The sequence below is a fragment of the Aphanizomenon flos-aquae FACHB-1287 genome, from assembly GCF_014698755.1.
Lineage (GTDB): Bacteria > Cyanobacteriota > Cyanobacteriia > Cyanobacteriales > Nostocaceae > Dolichospermum > Dolichospermum flosaquae.
On the sequence record NZ_JACJTO010000027.1, the window covers coordinates 1 to 22,112 of the forward strand.

Below are 22,112 nucleotides of genomic sequence, written 5' to 3' on the forward strand. Positions count from 1 at the left end.
CTTGGGAAATGAGTTTATGATCATGGTTAATCAAAATATTTTAATCCTTCGCCCAAAATTTAACATATTTTTGGCTATTTTTATCAGGCTTTTCTTAACATTCAACACTTCTGTATTTTGATAAATTAGTCCTATTTTACCGAAAAATATCACTAATACATGACAAATTAACTAGAATATTTTGTCTTAAATAAGTTATTAAAATGTATTGATGATCACAAAAAATCAGGAATTGTGAGGGGATCAAGATATTAACGTCTCACTATTAAGAAAAACTTATATAAATGAAGATGGCAATATATATTTTATGAAAGTGACTGTTAAGAAATCCTGATGAGAAAAGATTGCCAGAACTGGATTTAGTTGCTAATGTGTGTAGGTACGACAGCACTGGTGAATGCTCGGAAAAATAGAGAGGTAAAATCAATGAGCCTTATCCATCCTGCCAAAAGTCTTTTATGTTGATGATTCTCATGGTGACAATCAAGAAATTCTGCTTTAGGGGTATTGCAAATGAGCAGAAAAATTAGCCCCGATTATGTGGCGGATGACTCCTAAGTTATCACGCCAAATATAGCGATTATTGTCACTCAATTGAGATTTGATTTTTGTTTACCGTTCATCAATTGTCTTACCTGCCAATTGCAAAAAAGGCAATGCATGGAGACAAAAAATCAATAATTTAGAGGTGAAAACCGATGAAGATTCAAGGAAAAGTTGCACTCATTACCGGGGCTTCCCGTGGCATTGGCAAAGCGATCGCCTTAGAATTAGCCAAACAAGGCATGAAAAGGTTAATATTGTTAGCACGCGATCGTCAAAAGTTAGCCGAAGTAGCCGCAGAAATCGAGTCCCTGGGCGTAGAAACTACAATCATGGCCTTAGACTTAACTCACTCAATCAACGTCAATATAGCCGTAGCCCAACTTTGGCGCAGTTATGGTCCAATTCATCTACTCGTAAATTGCGCTGGAGTCGCACATCAAAACTCATTTCTGCAATCAAAACTCCCCCAATTGCAAGAAGAACTCTCCGTCAATTTATTGGGAATGTACACCCTCACCAGCTTGATAGCCAAACGCATGGTTAGTCAAAAGAAAGGGATCATTGTCAATGTCTCCAGTTTAATGGGGAAAGTTGCCGCACCGACCATGGCCACATATTCTGCTACTAAGTTTGCTATTGTCGGATTTACCCAGGCACTACGTCAAGAACTCGCCCAACACAATATCCGCGTTATTGCTTTACTTCCTTCTCTCACCGAAACAGACATGGTACGCGACTTGAAATCATTTCGCGGAGTGATCCCCATGACACCCGAACAAGTCGCCCAAGCCCTCGTAATTGGAATCGAAAAAGATACAGCAGAAATCCTAGTAGGTTGGCAATCTCACTTAGCCGTATTATGCCAACGTCTCGCCCCTTGGTTGCTAGATATCATCTTACAACTGGCAACACCCAAAAAACCATTACCTGATGCTGCAGGATAAAGTTCAAATCAAGAATCTCTGTAGAGCACCTCTGCGGGAGAAAAAAATCCTTTAATTGCCTATATAGACAGGATCTCTCCGGTAAATGAGACCGGAGGATCATTTTGCAAAACCGGAATTTTTAATTAAAGATTCTAGCAATCATCATCCCCAATAGAACACTAATAATTCCCAAAATTGTACTACCCAAAAAATAACCAGTAGCAGCTAACCAATGACCACGTTGTAATAAACCAACTGTATCTAAACCAAAGGTAGAAAAGGTAGTATATGCACCTAAAAATCCTGTAGCGACAATCAACTTAACTTCTGGAGAAATCAGTGCTGTTTTTTCCATAGCCAAAGTTGCGAAAAAGCCCATTGCTAAACAACCACTAATATTAATAAAAAAAGTCCCATAGGGAAAACCAAAACCTAAGCGATTTGTCAACCACAAAGTTAAATAATAACGACTTAAAGCCCCAGCTATTGCTCCCAGACTAATAGCAATGGGAACACGAATTTCTGCCCGTTGTAACATGATCAATCTTTTATTTAATTAACCTCTAGTACACTGCGGCGTAAATAAAATGGCCATTCTCAATCGCCAAAAAGCTTACTCTATATTATTTTTGACTTTTGACTTTTGACTTCCGCCCTGCGGTACTAGTGGTATATTGAATTAATTATATCCTACCCCAACAGTGTTGGGTGGAGTTGTTGTATCTTAATCAAAGCAGAACCGCTATTAAGTTGAACTCCATACCCAGCCTCCGACCCCTGAAAGAGGTAAAGGGTCTTCAAATCAAAAGTTCAATTCTTTAGTTTATCTAAAATCACATTTAAGTTATCAAATTCCCTTTCTAAAATAGAAGCAGCGACCAACAATCGTCATAGATGAACATAATCTCACAGCAAATTGCTAGGAAGTAACTAACATGACTCAAGTAGATTTGTCCACAGATAAAGCTCTAGACCGTGATTGTACAACATTATCCCGTCATATCCTTCAGCAACTACATAGTTTTGGACCCCATGCCCAGGATTTAAGTGCGCTGATGAACCGTATCGCTTTAGCGGGTAAATTAGTGGCTCGTCGGTTGAGTCGCGCTGGTTTAATGGAAGGGGTTCTAGGATTTACTGGAGAAATCAACATCCAGGGAGAATCCGTCAAAAAGATGGATATTTATGCTAATGAAGTATTTATCTCTGTTTTCAAGCAAAGCGGTTTAGTTTGTCGTCTCGCTTCCGAAGAGATGGAAAAACCCTACTATATCCCGGAAAATTGCCCCATTGGTCGTTATACTCTTCTTTATGACCCCATTGATGGTTCATCTAACACAGATAATAATCTCAGTTTAGGTTCTATTTTTGCCATTCGTCAACAGGAAGGAGCAGATATTGATGGTGAAGCTAAAGACTTACTCGCAAATGGACGCAAGCAATTAGCGGCAGGATATATTCTATATGGACCAAGTACCATGCTTGTGTATACCATCGGTACAGGAGTACATTCCTTCATTCTTGATCCTAGTTTGGGTGAATTTATTCTCTGTGAAGAAAATATTAAAATGCCCAATCATGCCGCGACCTATAGCGTCAATGATGGTAATTTCTGGCAATGGGATGAACCCTTTAGAGAATATATTCGTTATGTTCATCGCACAGAAGGATATAGTTCTCGGTACAGTGGAGCAATGGTGAGCGATATTCACAGAATTTTATTACAGGGTGGGGTATTTCTCTACCCAGGAACATTACAAAAACCAGAAGGTAAATTACGTCTATTGTATGAAACTGCTCCCTTAGCGTTTTTAATTGAACAAGCTGGAGGTATAGCTACTACAGGAACAATGGATATTTTAGATGTAGTCCCCACCAAACTGCATCAACGGACACCCTTGATTATTGGTAGTAAAGAGAATGTAGAAAAAGTGATGTCTTTTATCAAAATAGGTAATTAGACAAAATTCCGATTTAACCATCAGACAGGAATAAATCCAGGATTCTGTATTCTATGTACTTGCAATAACCTGTCTGTGTCCTTTCCGTGTCATTCATGAACTCTTTCAAAGGTCAAGTCAAGCTATTCTCACCTATAGAGGAGATTGCGGAATTTAGGAAAAGATCAGGAAGTAGAGATCTTTTTCTTCTTACCCTTTACCTCTGGCAAAATCTAAAATCTAAAATCTAAAATCCTATGGTCAGTCTGCTAGAAAATCCATTGCGCGTAGGTCTACAGCAGCAAGGGATGCCCGAACCACAAATTATCGTCATCTTTGGTGCTTCTGGAGATCTAACCTGGCGTAAATTAGTACCAGCACTGTACAAATTGCGGAGAGAAAGACGTATTCCCGCAGAAACCACCATTGTGGGTGTAGCGCGTCGGGAATGGAGTCATGAATACTTCCGCGAGCAAATGCAAAAAGGCATGGCTGAAGCTCACGCTAATGTAGAATTAGGTGAACTTTGGCAAGACTTTTCCCAAGGTTTATTTTACTGTCCTGGGAATATAGATGATCCCGCAGGATACCAAAAACTGAAAACCCTATTAGCTGAATTGGACGAGAAACGGGGAACAAGGGGAAACCGGATGTTTTACCTCTCTGTTGCCCCTAATTTCTTTCCTGAAGCCATTAAACAGCTAGGGTTAGCGGGAATGCTAGAAGACCCCGAAAAACAGCGGTTAGTCATTGAAAAACCCTTTGGTCGTGATTTAGCTTCTGCTCAAAATCTCAACCAAGTCGTACAAAAGGTTTGTAAAGAAAACCAAGTTTATCGTCTTGACCACTATTTAGGGAAAGAAACAGTTCAAAACTTGCTGGTTTTCCGCTTTGCTAATGCCATTTTTGAACCTTTATGGAATCGGCAATTTGTAGATCATGTACAAATTACTGTAGCCGAAACCGTGGGAGTAGAAGACCGGGCGGGTTATTATGAAACTGCGGGTGCTTTGCGAGATATGCTGCAAAATCACCTCATGCAGCTTTACTGTTTAACCGCCATGGAAGCGCCTAACTCTATGGATGCTGATAGTATCCGCACGGAAAAGGTTAAAGTATTACAAGCGACTCGTTTAGCTGATGTTAATAATTTGTCAAAATCAGCAATTCGTGGACAATACAGCGCGGGTTGGATGAAAGGTCAACAGGTGGCAGGGTATCGAACTGAACCAGGTGTTAATCCTGAATCTACTACCCCTACTTACGTAGCCATGAAGTTCATGGTAGATAACTGGCGTTGGCAAGGTGTTCCTTTTTACCTACGAACTGGTAAGCGGATGCCGAAAAAAGTCAGTGAAATTGCGATTCATTTCCGCGAAGTTCCTTCGAGAATGTTCCCCTCTGCGGCTCAACAAACAAACGCCAACGTTTTGGCCATGCGAATACAACCCAATGAAGGTATTTCCCTCCGGTTTGATGTGAAAATGCCCGGTGGTGATTTCCGTACCCGGTCGGTAGATATGGATTTTAGTTACGGTTCTCTAGGTATTTCTGCTACTTCCGATGCCTATGATCGTCTCTTCCTTGATTGTATGATGGGCGACCAAACTTTGTTTACACGGGCGGACGAAGTAGAAGCGGCTTGGCAAGTAGTTACACCGGCTTTATCTGTATGGGATTTACCAGCTAATCCTGCGAATATTCCTCAGTATGAAGCTGGTACTTGGGAACCAGAAGAAGCAGAATTATTAATTAACCAAGACGGCCGCCGCTGGCGCAGACTTTAATTAGTCCTTGGTCAGTGGTCAATAGTCAGTGGTCAGTGGTCAGTGGTAAGTAGCAAAACAACGGACAACTAACAACGGACAACTAACAACGGACAACTGACAACGGACAACTAACAACTGACAACTAACAACAGACACAATATTAACTATGGTTTCTACGATTTTTTCTTTGCAAGCACCCAAGGATGTTTCCCTCACAGAAATTGAGGTGGAACTTAATCAAGTTTGGCAAAGTTACGGTCTGCAAGGGGAAGACGGTGGTTTACCCGCTGCTACCCGCGCCACAACATTTACTTTAGTAGTTTATGAACCCGAAGAAACTCAGTATTTGTTAACTGCAACCGGCTTTTACAAGGGTCCAGTTGACGGTATTCTCGGACCCCAAACAAAAACAGCTTTACAGGAAGTCCAGAAAAAGCACCACCTTCCAGAAACCGGTACTGCTACACCCGAAACTCTGACGGCTTTACGGGCTGAATATTTCCAAAAGCAGCGCACTGGACCTAATGGAGATAATCATGGTGCTGCTATGGGGTATACTTTTAGTCCTACCAGTCCCACGATTGCTGACGAAATTGCTACCCGTAACCCTTGCCGAATTATTGCTTTATGTCCCATTGCCGGTGATGATGAAGGGGTAAAAGCCCAAGTTTCTGCCTATTGTCCTATTCAAAAGCAATCTTCCAGCACTCTTATCTGTTGTGAGTACATTACCCTTACTGGTACTGTTGCAGCTTTAGAACGCATTGGTGGCATGATTCCCGCTTTATTAATTGGTGGTTTGCCTAAGTTTCTTTGGTGGAAAGCTACACCTGATGCTGGTAATACTTTGTTTAGACGTTTAGCGTCTGTTTGCAATAATGTCATTGTTGACTCTTGCAACTTTAATACACCAGAAGATGATTTAATCAGCTTGCAACAATTGGTAGAATCTGGTATACCTCTGGCTGATTTGAATTGGCGACGTTTATCAGCATGGCAAGAATTAGCCGCAGAAGCTTATGACGCGCCTAATCGTCGTGCTGCCCTGAAAGATATTGATCGTGTTAATATTGACTATGAAAAAGGTAATGCTGCTCAAGCATTATTATATCTGGGTTGGTTAGCTAGTCGCTTGGAATGGCGACCAGTTTCCTATAGGGAGGAAAAGGGTGACTATGATATCACATACATTAGTTTCCTCTCTCCAGACCAAAGACACATAGAAGCTGAATTAGCAGGAGTTCCCATTGCTGATATTGGGGAAATTGTCGGTGATTTAATTGGTTTACGCTTGAGTTCTACTAATCTTCAAGCCAATTGTGGTACTGTGATTTGTTCAGAAACAGGCGGTTGTATGCGAATGGAAACCCATGGAGGCGCTCAATCTGCTGGTTTGTTTCAACAGGTAAGTTCTCTTTCCGAACAAAAAGCAGAAGCTTTATTAAGTCAACAGGTACAACGCTGGGGACGGGAAGCTTTATTTGAGGAAAGTCTCACTCTCATTGGTAACACTATTAAGTTAGGGTAATAGGTAATGGGTAATGGGTAATACTATTACCCACCCTAATTAAATAAATTTCCCTAGTTTTGTATTATGTTTTTACTCATTTTGATTATTTGTGGGTGACAACTTTTGTAATTTCAATTCTGCTTCGGAAATTTGTTTTTGCACTAATAAAAGTTGTCCTTCAGCAATCTTTTTTTGTGTTTCTAATAACTCTGTTTCCCTGACAATCTTTTGCATTCTGATTTTATGTGAATCAGTTCTACCGGGCTGAAAAATAACCCCTAAATACACTGTTACATTATTAGAATCAAGAGTATTTACACCCGCAGAAACATTAAACCCAAAATCATTTTCTGTATTCACAGGAGTATCAATAGAATGATTCAGTGGGTATATATTGGGAAAGTTAAATACATTAAGATTGCTATTTTGATTAGGAGTCTGAAAAACATTATTGTACTCCCCTGTTATTTGAGAATTGCTATTAGTGCTTTGGGGAGCAGACTGAGAGAAAGCAGGTCTATTTACTATTAATTCCGATATTAGCAGATAACTAATGCTAGTAGTAAATAAGAAGATTTTTCTTGTGAACATAATTTTGTTTTTTACCCCTGATATTGAAGACAAAATTTTGACTTTATCAAAAAAACTATTGTTCTAAGGTACATTAATAACTAAAGTATGCTGAATATTACCACTACCTCCACTTTCTTGAGAAATCTGTGTATTTGTTCCTGTTAATTCTACTTGCAAATTAGCTCCAGTAGATTTCTGAACACCATTAATTTCTAGAATATTTTTACCTTTTTGTAAAAGCTTAAAAATAGAAATTTTTGTACTATTACCTTCTATTTTTTGAATATTCTTGCCATTTATTTTAATATTTCCAGCGAAATTATTCGCAGTATTAATTTTTAAAAGCAAGTCTTCCTGGAGATCATCCTCAGTTAAATTAATAGTCGTTTCTTGTTTGCTATCCTTGAGATAATGAGAATTAGCAAAAACTAAATTAGGCATGAAAACAGACATACTCAGAGTTAAAATAACAGAACAAAATGTTATGTTAACTATTTGGTTAATATTCATTTTTCCTTTGTCCTATTGTGTGGGTAATTAAAATATTTATTTTTTAAACATTGAATTTTTTAGGAAGAGTTTAGCAATACTAAACCCTTACATAAAAATCACAAAAAAGGAAAAATTCCTAATTTCTAGCGATTAAAATTCTTAGGTGTTTTAACATTTATGGGTATAACTACACTATTGTTAATAGTTGATCCATTAACACCTGTAGGATTACCTCTACCACCTCGTATTTGCTGATTTACATTTTGTTGTTGTTCAGCTTGTCCTTGACCGCCAATATTCACTTGTGTTGCAGTAGAAGAATTAACATTTCCCGTACAAGGTCCTGTACTTTCCATTTCGATATTAGAACCTTGTTTCGCTGGAAGTCGGGAAATATTTAATTGGACACCAACGTGAGAATTTACACACTGAGCAAAGGCAGATTCTGTAAATACTGTTGTCAATGTCAGAACTAATAAGGCCGATATACTACTTGTAGACAAAAAATTGCACTGCATTTATACCCTCCTAATCACAATTAATTACAAGAAACGGATACAGTATTTGTTTGAGTTCTTTGCTGGTTAGAACCTCTAGTTTTTATAGTTTGTTGGCTCACAGCTTCATTGTTAGACTCAGTACAATTCCGTCTCAATGTGTTGATATTTCTACTTCTATTCACAGAATCTACAGTTCTCCGGGTACGGGATATATCAGGTCGAGAATTTAACTTCGTTTTCCCTGTATTTACCGTAGTATTTCCTCGATAGTCTCTATTAATTTTGATTTTTCCCACTTGCATATTCATTTCACCCGCTTGAGCTACCATAGGGAATAGCAAAGCCAATGTAACTAGTAAAAGTTTAAGTTTGCCAAATTGCACGAGTAATGTACCTAAACTAAATTTACAGAGAAAAAGTAGAGATAAAGCCAATAATTGTATTACCCCTACATTCAATCTACCAATAAGCAGTAATTACCAACCTAAGGAGCTTACTGTCTCTCTCTGAGGGTGCGTTTTTCTTTGTACCCTTGTCTTGTCTGCTGGTTAGTTAGGTTACCATCTCCAAGCACATCAGAATTTTGACGAGCATCTTGGATATTTGCAGAGTCTCCAGGGACTCCATCTCCAGATCTGTTAACTTTTCGGTTTACTTGTCCGCGTTGGTCGACTCTTTGATTAGTGACGTTACCAGTACCTGTAATTACAGAATTTTGGTCTGATGTTTGGACGTTACCAATCTCATCAGCATTAGCAGGAATAGCAGCAGTGGCAATAGCGCCAACAGTTAGTAAAGCCAAGATAAGCTTATTCATGGTTAATCCTATGAGTTTAACAATGCAAATTTGACCTATTTACTCAGATTTTATTCCATTTTGAGAACAAAAGTCTAAAAGCACCCCCGCCCGTCCTTTGTTTTCTGTTTTTCATTTCTATCTGAGCTACAAACTAAGTGTACAGTATGTACAATAAGGTGTCAAGTGCTTTTAAAAGTTTATGCAAATCCTCTGTCAGTCTTTCGTAAGTTATTACTGATTTTTGACATACTCACCGACCTGAAGGTGCGGTGATTCTTGACACTTCAATGAAACACGCCACAAGTGGTCTTATCGTCTCTCCATGTCCGTTTAAAGTCTCCCAATGCCATAAGGCGACTATGACCAAATTTTAACATAAAGCCTTTCTAGAAGGACGGGGCTTGTGTCCCGTCTTTTCGGTCAGAATACGGACTTTTAGGACTGCCATCAAAAAACCCGGACGAACCGGGCAGATGTACTGTTGTCGAGTTATAGCTAATGTAATTATTGGTTAATTTCACAAGTTAGGGGACAAGCTGCATAAACAGTAGTTTGGGCTTTTTCACCTTTATCATGTAACCAATTTAACCATTTTATTTCCTTAGGATGAATTCCTTTAGCGGTTAGCACTCCAGCAGTAACTAATACTGCCATGACATTAAACATTACTAAACCACCTGCCACAACTAATACAGCACTAGCAGGGATAACAGATTGCAAAACGATGGACAATAAACAGCCAACAGTAGCCATTAATACAACTAATGGAAAACCGACGACTAACAAGCACACTGCCAATGTAAATGTCCAGATTAAAAAGCTTCTCATCATTAACAAGGAGTGGGTCCGAACTAGATTAGAGCTTTGGGCAGAAACCATGACTTTTCCTCCTAAATACACAGCAAGTTTAAATTTCAGTTGTTTATCACTCGAAAGCGAATTAACTGATTTTGTTTCATTGAAATTTAGTATATAAAATCTTGGCTGCAAAATGAGCATTTCTTTACTAAAGTTTACAATTAATTTTTCGGCTCACGAATGGCAATTCATGTATACCCCCAGGGAGGGAAAAGAGTTTTGGTGTATGTCTTCAGAAATATGGACTAAGGATAGATGAGAACTAAATATTGATCCCCGCGATCTTATTGCTGATATGCTTAACATTTATTATAAGAAACAGGGTAATTTCTCATAATTCATCAAGAGGTGATCAAAAATGGGTTGCAAAAAGTAGATTATTCGGAATCTTTCTGAACTTTATCCGTATTTTTATATGTAATCATATTTGCTATTAGCTACCGATTTATTACATAGAGATTACAGAAAACTCAGGTTAGATCCTAGGTGTTAAAAAATGTGTATATTAGTGGATAACCGACAAAAAAAGCTGCATAACCAAGGCAGGGAAAAGGCATAAAAGAAAAATATTTTTTTCCTAATTACTAACAAGTAAATTACCCACTAAAAATCACAATCAGCAAAAGTAAAAATATATGACAGAACCACAAACACGGAGAATGACACCTCCTCCTCCACCCCCACCATTACCAACAGCGGCGACAGCACCATTGCCAATGACACAGCGTCAACCGGCAAAGGATTTACAGATACCAGTGCCACCACTGCCAATAATTACTACAGATGTATTAACAAAACCACGAATACCAGCGCCACCATCTGGATCTGTAAATTCAACTACTCCCAAAAATAACCCTTCAGGACTTAGGCTGGCACAGCTTATTCAAGAAGCATTTGATAAAGATTACTCTGATGTTCACTTAGGAGTAGGAGAAATACCCCGCTTCCGCAACCGTGGGGAGATTCTGACCACAAATTACCCCGAAACTGATAAACCGACTTTTATGAGTTGGTTGCGGGAGATTCTCACTGATGCAGAAATTCAAAGGTTTCAAGAACAGTTAGAATTTGATGGTGCGACGCAGTATGATTTTGCCCGTGTACGGATTAATGTGTTTGATTCCCTGCGTGGTTATGCCATGGTACTGCGATTAATTCCTCTGAAAATTCTGTCTATGGAGCAGTTGCGCTTACCACCAGTGTTACGAGATGTTTGTCATTATCACAAAGGATTAGTTTTGGTGACAGGTCCGACTGGTTCAGGTAAATCCACGACAATGGCAGCCATGGTGGACTATATTAATCGGGAGATGCCTAAGCATATTATTACGATTGAAGATCCGGTAGAATTTGTTCACCAAAGTCGTAAGTCTTTGGTTAAACAGCGGGAAGTGGGAATGCATACCCACAAGTTTGATCACGCCTTAAAAGCGGCTTTACGGGAAGATCCAGATTTGATTCTGGTGGGGGAAATGCGGGATAAGGAAACTGTAAATACGGCACTGAAGGCAGCGCAAACGGGTCACTTGGTAATGGGAACTCTGCACACCAATAGTGCGGTTAAAACTATTGAACGGATTCTTAATTTGTATTCAGGTGAAGAACAAGATGCTATGCGGATAGCACTTGCTGAATCCTTGGTAGCTGTCATTGCTCAAGGTTTGTGCCGGACTACAGATGGTAAACGGGCAGCTTTCCATGATATTCTCATTAATACTGAAGCTGTTAAGGACTGGGTGAAGGACGGTAAGTATGATGAAATTGCAGAATTAATGAAACAAGCTGGTTTTGATGGCATGGTGACAATGAATCAGTCTCTGCTCAATCTTTATCAAGAAGGCCGGATTACGGAAGAAACTGCTTTAGAAATGTCGCCAACTCCTAATGAAATGGCGCAGTTTCTCCGAGGTCGTGTTTAATTTGTCAGTTGTCCTTGGTCAGTTGTTAGTTGTCCGTGGGAAATATCTTTCCCTGCTCTCTGTTCTCAGTACCTGTGACTAAGTTAAATCTAGACAAACAACTATCTAAACCCCAATTATTCAAGGGTATTGCCTTGTTTACACCTGGGGGAGATCTAATTTATTGTATTGATTATAGTAAACAAGGACGATGGCATTTAAATCTGTGTGCGGCTTTGCAGGAAATCCTCGATTTGCCAGAACCGCCACATTTTTTAGTTCCTTGTTATACTGCAACTATTGATCACTGGTTAAATCCTCAGACTCAAAAAGTTCAAGTTTTTGCGGAGGCTTATCCCGCAGTTATGCGTCATCAAGCTGTCCTCAATGCGATTTTTGGGACTAGGAATTTAATCTGGCAATCAGCACCTTGGCAGGATCAATTGTGCGATCGCTTGGTATTATCAACTTATCGCACTGTATTTCCTCAGCTTTGGCAAGATCATGATTTAATTGTGCGTTTACAGCCATCAGCTATTAATACCCAACCAGTGCTAGAAAGTATCTCAGGTGCACCCGGTTTTATTTTGCGCTTGTTTGTTGCGGGTCATAGTGTGACTACAGAAAAAATTTTACAAAACTTACACGAATTATTGGAGCGATCGCTAAAATATCCTTATACTCTTAAAGTGATTGATGTGCTCACAAATCCAGAACAGGCAGAAATTGATCAAGTTTCCGCTACTCCTACCTTAGTTAAGGTTTGTCCCCATCCTATTCGACGGATGGTTGGTAATTTGGATAATGTGGATAAAATTTTACAAATGTTAGCAGGACAATGAATTAAACAGGAATGAGAACCAAAAAAAGAAAGAATTTTTGACTAATTTGGTAGATGATCAAATATTAAAAGTTAAAACCTGAGAATTTTTGTAAATATGAACTTTACTTGGTTAGATAGTAATAGTTGGTTAATTGAAATTGGTGAACAGCGAATACTTATTGACCCCTGGTTAATTGGTGATTTAACCTTTAATAATTTAGATTGGTTATTTAAAGGTTCTCGTACTCAAGATCGGTCAATACCAGATAAAATAGATTTAATTCTCCTTTCTCAAGGCTTGGAAGATCACGCACACCCACCCACCTTAAAACAGCTTAACAAAAATATCCCCGTTGTCGCTTCTCCCAATGCGGCTAAAGTTGTCAAACAACTGGGTTATCAACAAATTATCAATCTCAATCATGGTGAAACCTTCACCTTAAATCATCACATAGAAATCAAAGCTTTTCCCGGTTCTCCCATAGGACCTACTTTATTAGAAAATGGTTATTTGCTCAAAGACCTAGCCAATAATTCTACATTGTATTATGAACCTCATGGCTATCATTCCCCCCAACTCCAAGAAATAGCGCCCATTGACGTAGTAATTACACCTATCATTGATTTAAGTTTAACTCTACTTAGTCCGATTATCAAAGGTATGAATAGTGCCCTAGAACTGGTAAAATCCGTAAAACCCGAATTTATCCTCCCTACCGCAGCCGGAGGGGATATTGTTTTTGAGGGAATATTGATAAAATTTCTGCAAACTAGGGGAAATACAGCAGAATTTCAGACTTTATTGGAAAATAACAATTTAACAACAAAGGTAATAAATCCTCACCCCGGTGAAAAAGTTAGTGTTTGCATAATGGAAAAATCAACTATAGAAAACACCGATAAAACGAAGAAATAAGGCTTGAAATTGATTTCTGGTAGGTAAGTTACAAAGATGTTATTATTTGCGGTTGAAGCACTTGATATCAATTTGACTACATCAAGTCTTCTAAATATCTGAGGAGTGTGACTAAACTATGTCTAAAATTCGTGTCTCTCTAGCTTTAAGTATAGCTACAATAGCCAGCGGTTTCTTTTTAGCTGCTTGTGAAAGTTCTAAACCGCCTTCTACGGAAGTTACTACCGCTTCACCAACAGCTACCACGACAACCAGTGATACTAAAGGATTGAAAATTGGTAGTTTATTACCCACCACTGGTGACTTAGCTTCCATTGGACAGCAAATGGTTGGTTCTGTTCCCTTGCTGGTAGACACAGTTAACGCTTGTGGGGGTGTCAATGGTGAAAAAGTCACTTTAATACAAGTAGACGACCAAACAGACCCCAAAGCAGGTGCTGCGGGAATGACCAAATTAGCCACTTTAGATCAAGTTGGTGGTGTAGTCGGTTCTTTTGCTAGTAGTGTTTCTACCGCAGCGGTTTCCGTAGCTGTACCTAGTAAAGTCATGCTGATTTCTCCCGGTAGCACCAGCCCTGTATTTACTGAAAAAGCTCAAAAAGGCGACTTTAAAGGCTTTTGGGCGCGAACTGCTCCTCCTGATACTTACCAAGCATTAGCTTTAGCCCAACTCGCTCGGAAAAAAGGCTTTAAACGAGTTTCTACAGTAGTGATTAATAATGATTATGGCGTAGGTTTTGAAAAAGCATTTGTGCAAACTTTTGAGAAATTAGGCGGCACAGTAGTTAATAAAGATAAGCCTGTTCGCTATGATCCCAAGGCGCAAACTTTTGATACAGAAGCAGCATCTGCATTTGCTGGGAAACCAGATGCAGTTTTAGCAGTATTATATGCAGAAACTGGAAGTTTATTCCTGAAAGCTGCTTATCAGCAAGGTGTAACCAAAGGAGTACAAATTTTACTTACAGATGGCGTAAAATCCCCTACTTTCCCCGATCAAGTTGGCAAAGGTAGTGATGGTAAATATATCTTATCTGGAGCAATTGGTACAGTTCCCGGTTCTAGTGGTCCAGGTTTGGAAAACTTTAATAAACTTTGGAAAGATAAAAAAGGAACTTCCCCAGGGGAATACGCACCTCAAGCTTGGGACGCTGCGGCCTTATTGGTATTAGCCGCCCAAGCTGCTAAGGAAAATACAGGGGTTGCTATTGCTGGTAAACTGCGGGAAGTAGCCGCTGGTAGTGGTACACCAGTTAGCGATGTCTGTGAAGGATTGAAGCTACTGAAAGAAGGAAAACAAATTAATTACCAAGGCGCAAGCGGTGATGTAGATGTTGATGCTAATGGCGATGTCATTGGTACTTACGATGTCTGGACTGTGGGTGATGATGGTAAAATTAGGGTAATTGACCAAAAATCTGGGATACAAGCCCCGTCCTTCTAGGACGGCTTTATGTTATAATTTGGGTATAGTCGCCATAGGGCATTGGGAGACTTTAAACGGACATAGAGGGACGATAAGACCACTTGTGGCGTGTTCCAGTGAAGTGTCAAGAATCACCGCTCCTTTAGGACGGTGAGTATGTCAAAAAGTTAGTCCTAAGTAGATGAGGTAGGGGAGCGGAAAGGGGAGAAATTTTTTTCCTTTCCTGTTTAAACCTTGATTGGGCGCAGTCTCCGCGCCCCTACTAGCTTTTAAAACCCCCGGAAGTTATAACCAACTCCTAACAAAACCCCAACATCGGTTTTATCAAAAAATCCAGCATTTACGGAGGCTGTAGCGGTTAAACTACTATTAAGAGGTACATCTATACCACCAGTTACTAAAACAGCCGTGTTAGATGTATCACCTGTTCTAATAGCTGCACCTACTCCCACATAAGGAGCTATAGGTAAGGGTTCGGTAAATGGGTCTGGTGATTTAAAAGAAAAGTCGTAAGTAATAGGAACGAGAAATGTTGTATCTGTTCCTAGTATTACGGATGGTCTAACGGATAAGGTTTTGGTAAGACCAACTTTACTGATAATGGTGAAGTTACCATCACTCAAGCTTGAATAGTTACCAGAAGCACCAATATTTGTACCAACACCGATATAGCTACTACCACCACGAGTGGTTCTACCTATACCAATTGGACTTTGTGCTATGTGATTAGCTGGTTCTATTTTTTCAGTAGCTTCTGGAGAACCAGAATTGAGCATGAGTGATGAAGTTTCTACTGTTCCTGGTCTGGGTGTGATTGTCCGAGAGGCTATTTCTTCTGTAGAAACGGTAGATATTGATACTTGGTTGTTAGGAGGAATAATGGTTTCTGGTAAGACTGTCTGAGCATTTACGGAAAGTGCGCTACTTAAAACTACCAAAGCTGTAAAACTAGGTGCGGTTAAACAACTTTTACGAAAAATAATATCAGTCATGTTCACTCCTCAATAAATTAAGATTGATACCTATCTAGATATAATCTCAAGTTAACAAATTTCGCTAATATTCACCATTTAACACAAAAAAACAAAATTTGCATCTTGATTTTGTTTAATTGACAAAATTGTATTAGGGAATAATTCCAGAAAAAAGCTATAGCGGTAATTAATAGAATGCTATACAATTGGGAGCGCGACCTCTGTGGATCAGAGATTTTCTGATTTACCCCCATATTTTAAGAAATATCTAGCAATTGTTTTAGGAGCATTTGATCATCTAGTTTAGCTTTTAAACGACCTTTCTCTACATCACGAATCCAACTTTGGCTTTTTTCCATGAGCTTTGCTAATTCTCTTTGGGAAAGGTTCATTTTTTTGCGTCCTTCTATTACCTGTTCCCCCAGTAAATTACCCGTTTGTTGATTATTACTTTTGGCTTTGGTGGTGCGACGTTGTTTTTTATCTAATTCTGAACGTTTATCCCAGTCTAGGGGGAGTTCAAAAGATGAAATTCGTGCATTCATTAGCAAATTCCATTTACCACGTGGTCCGCTGTCTGTGAGACGATTTTCACCACTACCATCATTAATCCAAAATTCTAAAGCTTCCTCTGGATCTTCGGGGATATCAATTAATTTTGCCCATAAAGGTTGAATTTCTGGAGGATAGGTGACAGGATCAAATAATGGCTTTACTCCATAATGATTGAGAACTTCTAAATCATTTTCATAAGCTTTAATTAGGCGTTTGCGTTCTTCCCTATGTCTAGCAGCTTGGTTGACTTTTTCCTCACCATAAGCAACGCGCAGTAAGGTAGGAATAGTAATGCGTTGTTCTCTACCCATTTTGGTTTTAAATAATAACCAAAGCATGAGTCTTACCGCACCTTCATGTTGTTGCCACAAACTCATAACTGTGGTTAATAAGGTTTTAGGAAGACTACCATATTGATAAAATGTGCTGCGTTCTTTACATCCTTGTCTGTTGAAAAAATGTTTAGTCCAAATTCCAGCTTTGACTGTAAATGTCAGTCCAATTAAATATTTACAACCTTGATCATCTTCTTGAAAATGATGTTGAGTATCTATCAAATTCCATAGATAAGTATCTTTAATTGCAAAACTGGGGACTCTACCTTGTTGTGGCCAGTCAATAGAAACCATGAGAGAACAAGTTTGATAAACGATGTTTTTAATTAAACCGAGTTTGGTACTTTTGCTAAGATCTTTACGTTTTTCTAAGCCCAAATACTGTTCAATTTGTCGTTCATCGATTGTAAATTCTTCTTCCCAAGGTTGGTCTAGGGCTGTAATTTGAGCAGCAAAAATGAGATGGATACAAGCAGCACGAATGTCTAAATAATCAATTGTTTGTAAATTATTAGTCGGGTTATTAACTGGAAATAGGTTTTGGATGTGAAAGGAAATTTTCCCTCGTCCTTGATTAACTGAGCGACTGTAATGTAAATTTCCTTGCTGATCTTTTTCCCATGATAAAGATGTTCGTTGTGCGAGTAAATTGCAAGCTTCCCAGATAACTATGGCTGAAGCGAAAGGGTTATTCTTGCCATTAGAAAATAAATCTGGACTGGTAGCATCTCGTGGTTCAACTTTGCATCTTCCTTTTTTTGCGTGTAAAGGTATGGGCGCATTTGTTGGACAAGCAATTACACATTGTGGTTGTGAATAATAGCCATGACAATTATTACAAAGAGTAGAATCAACCCAATATTCATCATCTGCAATTTTAATTGCACCCGTAGGACATAGGGGTCGGCAGTTGTCACATCCCACACAACTGTGGTTAGGAATTATATGCGGCATAGTCCGTCTTCCTACTTGAATTGTTGAGATGTTTGGCTCAAGTCTCCCCTGAATTTGCCCTTTTGATTCATAACTGGCTACCAAATTACCTCTATAACGAGAACATAGTTTGCTCGTCTAATTAATTACTCATAGGGGTTAATGAAGCCAGATTTTGTATCTATTGATGTTTGGCAAAGTTAGGCTTCATTGCTTCTTCATTAACTATACTTTTCATAAAGATTTCAATAAGATTGTTCAGTATGAGCTTGGCAGGATTTCTTAATATTTACCTGGATATTTACTGTCATAATGTTTATTTTGGGCTATATAAATTAGTCTGAATGTTTTTGAGTAACATCTTATAGGAGATAATAGAGAATAGAAAATAACAGAGGTCAAACATTAACAAAATTGTGTTTTAAGTTTGTATTTGTAAACACTTTTGGCAGGATCTTGTGATCTAGTTAAAAAATATTGGCAAATAGGAAGTCAATCGGGCTAATAATAATATTTAATAGTTGATTTTAATTATTATTAATGAAATAATTTTAGGCTTATTTACTAAGACTTATTGAGAAAATAAATTTAAACACAATCCTGGAAATATTTGACTAATAAGCTTTTTATCTAAGTACACAATCCAAAGTTATCAATAAATAATATCATTTAAGATTTGGAAACAAGCAAAAATAAATAATATTATTTAGCAAGTCATCAAAATTTGATAAAAAAGTTAACTTTTGTGATAAAAAAAATGAAATATCAGGCTAGTATGAATATTAAAGGATTAACTAATATCTAACTAAAATTGCTGAGGTTTTATTCATGGCTACATTAACAGGATTGACCTTTGGAGGTAATGCTTGGACTCCTAAATTTGCCCAAGAGATAGACAAAGATAAATGTATCGGTTGTGGCAGATGTATGAAAGTTTGTGGTCATAAAGTTTTGGGTTTAATGCCTTTAAATGAAGAAGGTGAATTTGTAGAAGATGAAGATGAGGAAGAAGTGGAACGGAAAGTAATGGTTGTTACTCACCCAGAAAACTGTATTGGCTGTGAAGCTTGTTCTCGGATTTGTCCCAAGAATTGTTATAGTCATGGAACATTAGATAAATAACATTCTTGGTACTTTTCCCATGGTGTGATGCAGTGCAAAACATCGGTTATTATTCGCAAGTCAAATTAATCAGCAAGGTAATTGGAGGGGAATCTCAATATTTACCATAAATGGTTAAAAAGTTCACGGCTAACAGAAACGTAAATCGTCAGTTGTTATTATCTAAAAAATCATACTTGCTCATATTTTTCTGCCTTTATTTGATTTATGAACATATCAAATCTCAGATCCTCAATTTTTTCAAAAAGTTGGGGATTTTGTGGTTATCAATATAAAAAAATATGGAAGTTTACCCATTTTTTATTAGTTACAAGTTAGAACAGTAATAGTGAAAATCTAAAAAATAATCTGATCCTCAGAAAGCAATTCTGTAGCTACACAAACAAGGTCTATCTTCACAGACTATTGTTTGATTACTATTTACACAGCAGGTAGTATTCATGCAGAAAGTTCCCGTTTCGTTATGGACACTGTTAGCTGGGATGATCATTGCCCCTATCAGTATCTGGGTTGGACAAAATCATCATTTATTGCCGGAGGCAGCATCGCAACAAGCACCTTTGGTAGATGGTTTTTTCAATATCATGTTGACAATTGCGACTGCTCTTTTTTTAGTTGTTGAAGGCACAATTATTATTTTCTTAATTGTCTATAGACGACGCAAAGGAGATATTACCGATGGTGTACTCATCGAAGGTAACTTGAGTTTAGAAATTTTCTGGACAGCAATTCCTACGGTAATTGTGATTGTTTTAGGTATTTACAGTGTTGATGTTTATAACCAAATGGGTGGTTTTGGTGTCGGAAGTCATCCCCATCATCAATCAGCAAATATCATGAATATTAGTCAAACCGCTAATATTGGAATTGGTGAAAATCCCCAAACTAAAAATAAACCTGCTGATTTGGTTGTAGATGTTAAAGGTATACAGTTTGCGTGGTTATTTAATTATCCTGTAAGTGGTATTTCCGCAGGAGAATTACACGTTCCTGTTGGTGCTGATGTGCAGTTGAATTTATCCGCAGATGATGTGATTCACTCTTTTTGGGTTCCCCAATTTCGTCTTAAACAAGATGCTATTCCTGGTGTTCCTACACAACTACGATTTACAGCTACAAAACCTGGTACTTATCCAGTAGTTTGTGCAGAATTATGTGGTGGTTATCATGGTTCAATGCGAACACAAGTAATCGTCCATGAACAACAAGATTTTGATGCTTGGATGAATGAAAACCAAATTGCTGACAATCAAGAAATGAATCATGCAGTAGCTATGAATTCTGAACACCTATCTCCATCAGAATTTCTTGCTCCCTACACTGATAATTTAGATGTAAATCCAGCAACTCTTAAGTCATTAGTTATGAGTCATTAGTAATTATTAGCTAATCACTGAAAACTGACAAAAGACAACTCACAAAAATATGACACAAGTAAATTTTCCAGTTAATCCCCCACCCGATGAAAGTCAATCAACAACGCGGTTGATTACCCACAATTCTCATCCTACAGCTTGGAAATTTCGAGATTATTTCACATTTAATACTGATCACAAAGTTATTGGGATTCAATACCTGGTGACAGCGTTTCTGTTTTATTTAATTGGTGGTTTAATGGCGATCGCACTTCGCACAGAATTAGCCACACCAGATGCGGATTTTCTTGATCCTAATCTCTACAATGCCTTCATGACAAATCATGGCACAATCATGATTTTTCTATGGATTGTTCCCAGCGCCATTGGTGGATTTGGTAACTATTTAGTTCCCTTAATGATGGGTGCTAGAGATATGGCCTTTCCTAAATTAAATGCGATCGCTTTTTGGTTAAATCCAGTCGCGGGATTATTACTATTACTAAGCTTTGTCTTTGGTGGTTCTCAATCAGGTTGGACAGCTTATCCACCATTAAGTTTAGTTACCGCCAATAACGCCCAAAGTTTATGGATTTTGTCCGTTGTTTTAGTCGGAACTTCTTCAATTTTAGGTTCTATTAACTTTGTCATCACCATTTTGATGATGAAAGTTCCCAGCATGAAATGGGATCAAGTTCCTCTATTTTGTTGGGCAATTTTAGCCACTTCTATCCTGGCACTTTTATCTACCCCAGTATTAGCAGCAGGTTTAGTTTTGCTGTTATTTGATATTAACTTCGGCACATCCTTTTTCAAACCAGATGCCGGTGGTAATGTCGTTATTTACCAACATTTATTTTGGTTTTATTCCCACCCGGCGGTTTATTTAATGATTCTGCCGATTTTCGGAATTATGTCCGAAATTATTCCCACCCACGCCCGAAAACCCATTTTTGGTTACAAAGCCATTGCCTTTTCCACCGTTGCTATTTGCGTCGTTGGTTTATTCGTCTGGGTTCACCATATGTTCACCAGTGGTACACCTGGATGGATGCGGATGTTCTTTACTATTTCCACACTCATAGTAGCTGTTCCTACAGGAGTAAAGATCTTCGGTTGGGTAGCAACATTATGGGGTGGAAAAATCCGTTTTACCAGCGCCATGTTATTCGCCATTGGTTTATTATCAATGTTCGTCATGGGCGGTTTAAGCGGCGTAACCATGGGAACTGCCCCCTTTGACGTTCATGTTCATGATACTTATTACGTAGTCGGTCATTTCCACTACGTTTTATTTGGTGGTTCAGTTTTTGGCATTTACGCAGGTATCTATCATTGGTTTCCCAAAATCACCGGCAGAATGATGAACGAAACCTGGGGACGAGTTCATTTTGTACTTACATTCATTGGTACAAACCTCACATTCCTACCCATGCACAAACTGGGTTTACAAGGAATGCCCCGCCGAGTTGCCATGTATGACCCCCAATTTACCAGCTTAAACCAGCTTTGCACCATTGGCGCAGTTCTTTTAGGTATTTCCGTGATTCCCTTCGCTTTAAACGCCATTTACAGTTGGCAAAAAGGGGAACTCGCAGGTAACAACCCCTGGGAAAGTTTAACTTTGGAATGGACAACCTCTTCCCCACCTATTATTGAAAACTGGGAAGTTTTACCTGTTGTCACCCATGGCCCCTATGACTATGGACATAATCATGATCAAAGTCAATGAACTACATTCTTTTTGTCTCACACAAAGTCGCAGAGTCACAGAGAGAAATTAAGAGAAATTGGCGGTTGGGTTAAGCGACAGTGTCACCCAACACCTCCCAAAGTTGGGTTTCCTTATGTCAACCCAACCT

At 38.6% G+C, this 22,112-nt stretch carries 20 protein-coding genes; 11 read left to right on the forward strand and 9 right to left on the reverse strand.

The window, feature by feature from the left end; translation table 11 throughout:
• The first annotated feature begins 698 nt into the window (after positions 1–698).
• Complete coding sequence (locus H6G44_RS13390) at positions 699–1,490, forward strand: SDR family NAD(P)-dependent oxidoreductase (RefSeq protein ID WP_190386972.1); 792 nt, start codon at positions 699–701, stop codon at positions 1,488–1,490.
• A 121-nt stretch (positions 1,491–1,611) separates the two neighbouring features.
• On the opposite strand, the gene crcB is transcribed toward H6G44_RS13390, so the two are convergent.
• A complete protein-coding gene (gene crcB / locus H6G44_RS13395; protein ID WP_190386973.1) occupies positions 1,612–2,010 on the reverse strand; it encodes a fluoride efflux transporter CrcB in 399 nt (132 codons plus the stop codon).
• A 397-nt stretch (positions 2,011–2,407) separates the two neighbouring features.
• Here crcB and fbp point away from each other — a divergent pair, with 397 nt between their 5' ends.
• The 3 genes from fbp (at position 2,408) to opcA (ending at position 6,709) form a co-directional block, all read left to right on the forward strand.
• The gene (gene fbp, locus H6G44_RS13400; RefSeq protein ID WP_190386974.1) at positions 2,408–3,433 is read left to right on the forward strand and encodes a class 1 fructose-bisphosphatase; all 1,026 of its coding nucleotides are present in this window, start codon (positions 2,408–2,410) and stop codon (positions 3,431–3,433) included.
• A 236-nt stretch (positions 3,434–3,669) separates the two neighbouring features.
• Positions 3,670–5,199 (forward strand): glucose-6-phosphate dehydrogenase, encoded by a 1,530-nt coding sequence (gene zwf, locus H6G44_RS13405; RefSeq protein WP_190386975.1) that lies wholly within the window; start codon positions 3,670–3,672, stop codon positions 5,197–5,199.
• Positions 5,200–5,347: 148 nt separating this feature from the next.
• Positions 5,348–6,709 (forward strand): glucose-6-phosphate dehydrogenase assembly protein OpcA, encoded by a 1,362-nt coding sequence (opcA, locus tag H6G44_RS13410; RefSeq protein WP_199291820.1) that lies wholly within the window; start codon positions 5,348–5,350, stop codon positions 6,707–6,709.
• 72 nt (positions 6,710–6,781) lie between these two features.
• Here opcA and H6G44_RS13415 read toward each other — a convergent pair whose 3' ends face one another.
• From H6G44_RS13415 to H6G44_RS13440, 6 genes are all read right to left on the reverse strand, one after another.
• On the reverse strand, positions 6,782–7,282 hold the full coding sequence (locus tag H6G44_RS13415; RefSeq protein ID WP_190386976.1) for a hypothetical protein: 501 nt from the start codon (positions 7,280–7,282) through the stop codon (positions 6,782–6,784).
• 63 nt (positions 7,283–7,345) lie between these two features.
• Complete coding sequence (locus H6G44_RS13420) at positions 7,346–7,774, reverse strand: hypothetical protein (RefSeq protein ID WP_190386977.1); 429 nt, start codon at positions 7,772–7,774, stop codon at positions 7,346–7,348.
• Positions 7,775–7,899: 125 nt separating this feature from the next.
• Positions 7,900–8,274, reverse strand: a complete 375-nt coding sequence (locus H6G44_RS13425) for a hypothetical protein (protein WP_190386978.1) — start codon at positions 8,272–8,274, stop codon at positions 7,900–7,902.
• A 20-nt stretch (positions 8,275–8,294) separates the two neighbouring features.
• Positions 8,295–8,639 (reverse strand): hypothetical protein, encoded by a 345-nt coding sequence (locus H6G44_RS13430; protein WP_190386979.1) that lies wholly within the window; start codon positions 8,637–8,639, stop codon positions 8,295–8,297.
• A 110-nt stretch (positions 8,640–8,749) separates the two neighbouring features.
• Positions 8,750–9,073, reverse strand: a complete 324-nt coding sequence (locus tag H6G44_RS13435; protein ID WP_190386980.1) for a hypothetical protein — start codon at positions 9,071–9,073, stop codon at positions 8,750–8,752.
• Between the two features lie 486 nt (positions 9,074–9,559).
• Positions 9,560–9,934, reverse strand: coding sequence for a hypothetical protein (locus tag H6G44_RS13440; protein ID WP_190386981.1), 375 nt, complete (start codon positions 9,932–9,934; stop codon positions 9,560–9,562).
• A gap of 614 nt (positions 9,935–10,548) precedes the next feature.
• Between H6G44_RS13440 and H6G44_RS13445 the strand changes: the two genes are divergently transcribed.
• From H6G44_RS13445 to H6G44_RS13460, 4 genes are all read left to right on the forward strand, one after another.
• Complete coding sequence (locus H6G44_RS13445) at positions 10,549–11,832, forward strand: type IV pilus twitching motility protein PilT (protein ID WP_190386982.1); 1,284 nt, start codon at positions 10,549–10,551, stop codon at positions 11,830–11,832.
• A 74-nt stretch (positions 11,833–11,906) separates the two neighbouring features.
• Positions 11,907–12,653, forward strand: a complete 747-nt coding sequence (locus tag H6G44_RS13450; protein ID WP_190386983.1) for a circadian clock KaiB family protein — start codon at positions 11,907–11,909, stop codon at positions 12,651–12,653.
• Between the two features lie 96 nt (positions 12,654–12,749).
• Entirely contained in the window at positions 12,750–13,550 is an 801-nt protein-coding gene (locus H6G44_RS13455) for an MBL fold metallo-hydrolase (protein WP_190386984.1), read from the forward strand.
• A 118-nt stretch (positions 13,551–13,668) separates the two neighbouring features.
• Complete coding sequence (locus H6G44_RS13460) at positions 13,669–14,994, forward strand: ABC transporter substrate-binding protein (RefSeq protein WP_190386985.1); 1,326 nt, start codon at positions 13,669–13,671, stop codon at positions 14,992–14,994.
• Between the two features lie 251 nt (positions 14,995–15,245).
• On the opposite strand, the gene H6G44_RS13465 is transcribed toward H6G44_RS13460, so the two are convergent.
• Positions 15,246–15,968 (reverse strand): hypothetical protein, encoded by a 723-nt coding sequence (locus H6G44_RS13465; RefSeq protein WP_190386986.1) that lies wholly within the window; start codon positions 15,966–15,968, stop codon positions 15,246–15,248.
• A gap of 239 nt (positions 15,969–16,207) precedes the next feature.
• A complete protein-coding gene (locus tag H6G44_RS13470) occupies positions 16,208–17,794 on the reverse strand; it encodes a helix-turn-helix domain-containing protein (RefSeq protein WP_190386987.1) in 1,587 nt (528 codons plus the stop codon).
• 807 nt (positions 17,795–18,601) lie between these two features.
• Between H6G44_RS13470 and fdxB the strand changes: the two genes are divergently transcribed.
• The 3 genes from fdxB to ctaD all read left to right on the forward strand — a co-directional run bounded on the left by fdxB (position 18,602) and on the right by ctaD (position 21,982).
• Complete coding sequence (gene fdxB / locus H6G44_RS13475) at positions 18,602–18,895, forward strand: ferredoxin III, nif-specific (protein WP_190386988.1); 294 nt, start codon at positions 18,602–18,604, stop codon at positions 18,893–18,895.
• Between the two features lie 440 nt (positions 18,896–19,335).
• A complete protein-coding gene (gene coxB, locus H6G44_RS13480) occupies positions 19,336–20,271 on the forward strand; it encodes a cytochrome c oxidase subunit II (protein WP_190386989.1) in 936 nt (311 codons plus the stop codon).
• Positions 20,272–20,320: 49 nt separating this feature from the next.
• Positions 20,321–21,982: a cytochrome c oxidase subunit I gene (gene ctaD / locus H6G44_RS13485; protein WP_190386990.1), complete on the forward strand. Its 1,662-nt coding sequence runs from the start codon at positions 20,321–20,323 to the stop codon at positions 21,980–21,982.
• Positions 21,983–22,112 lie beyond the last annotated feature (130 nt).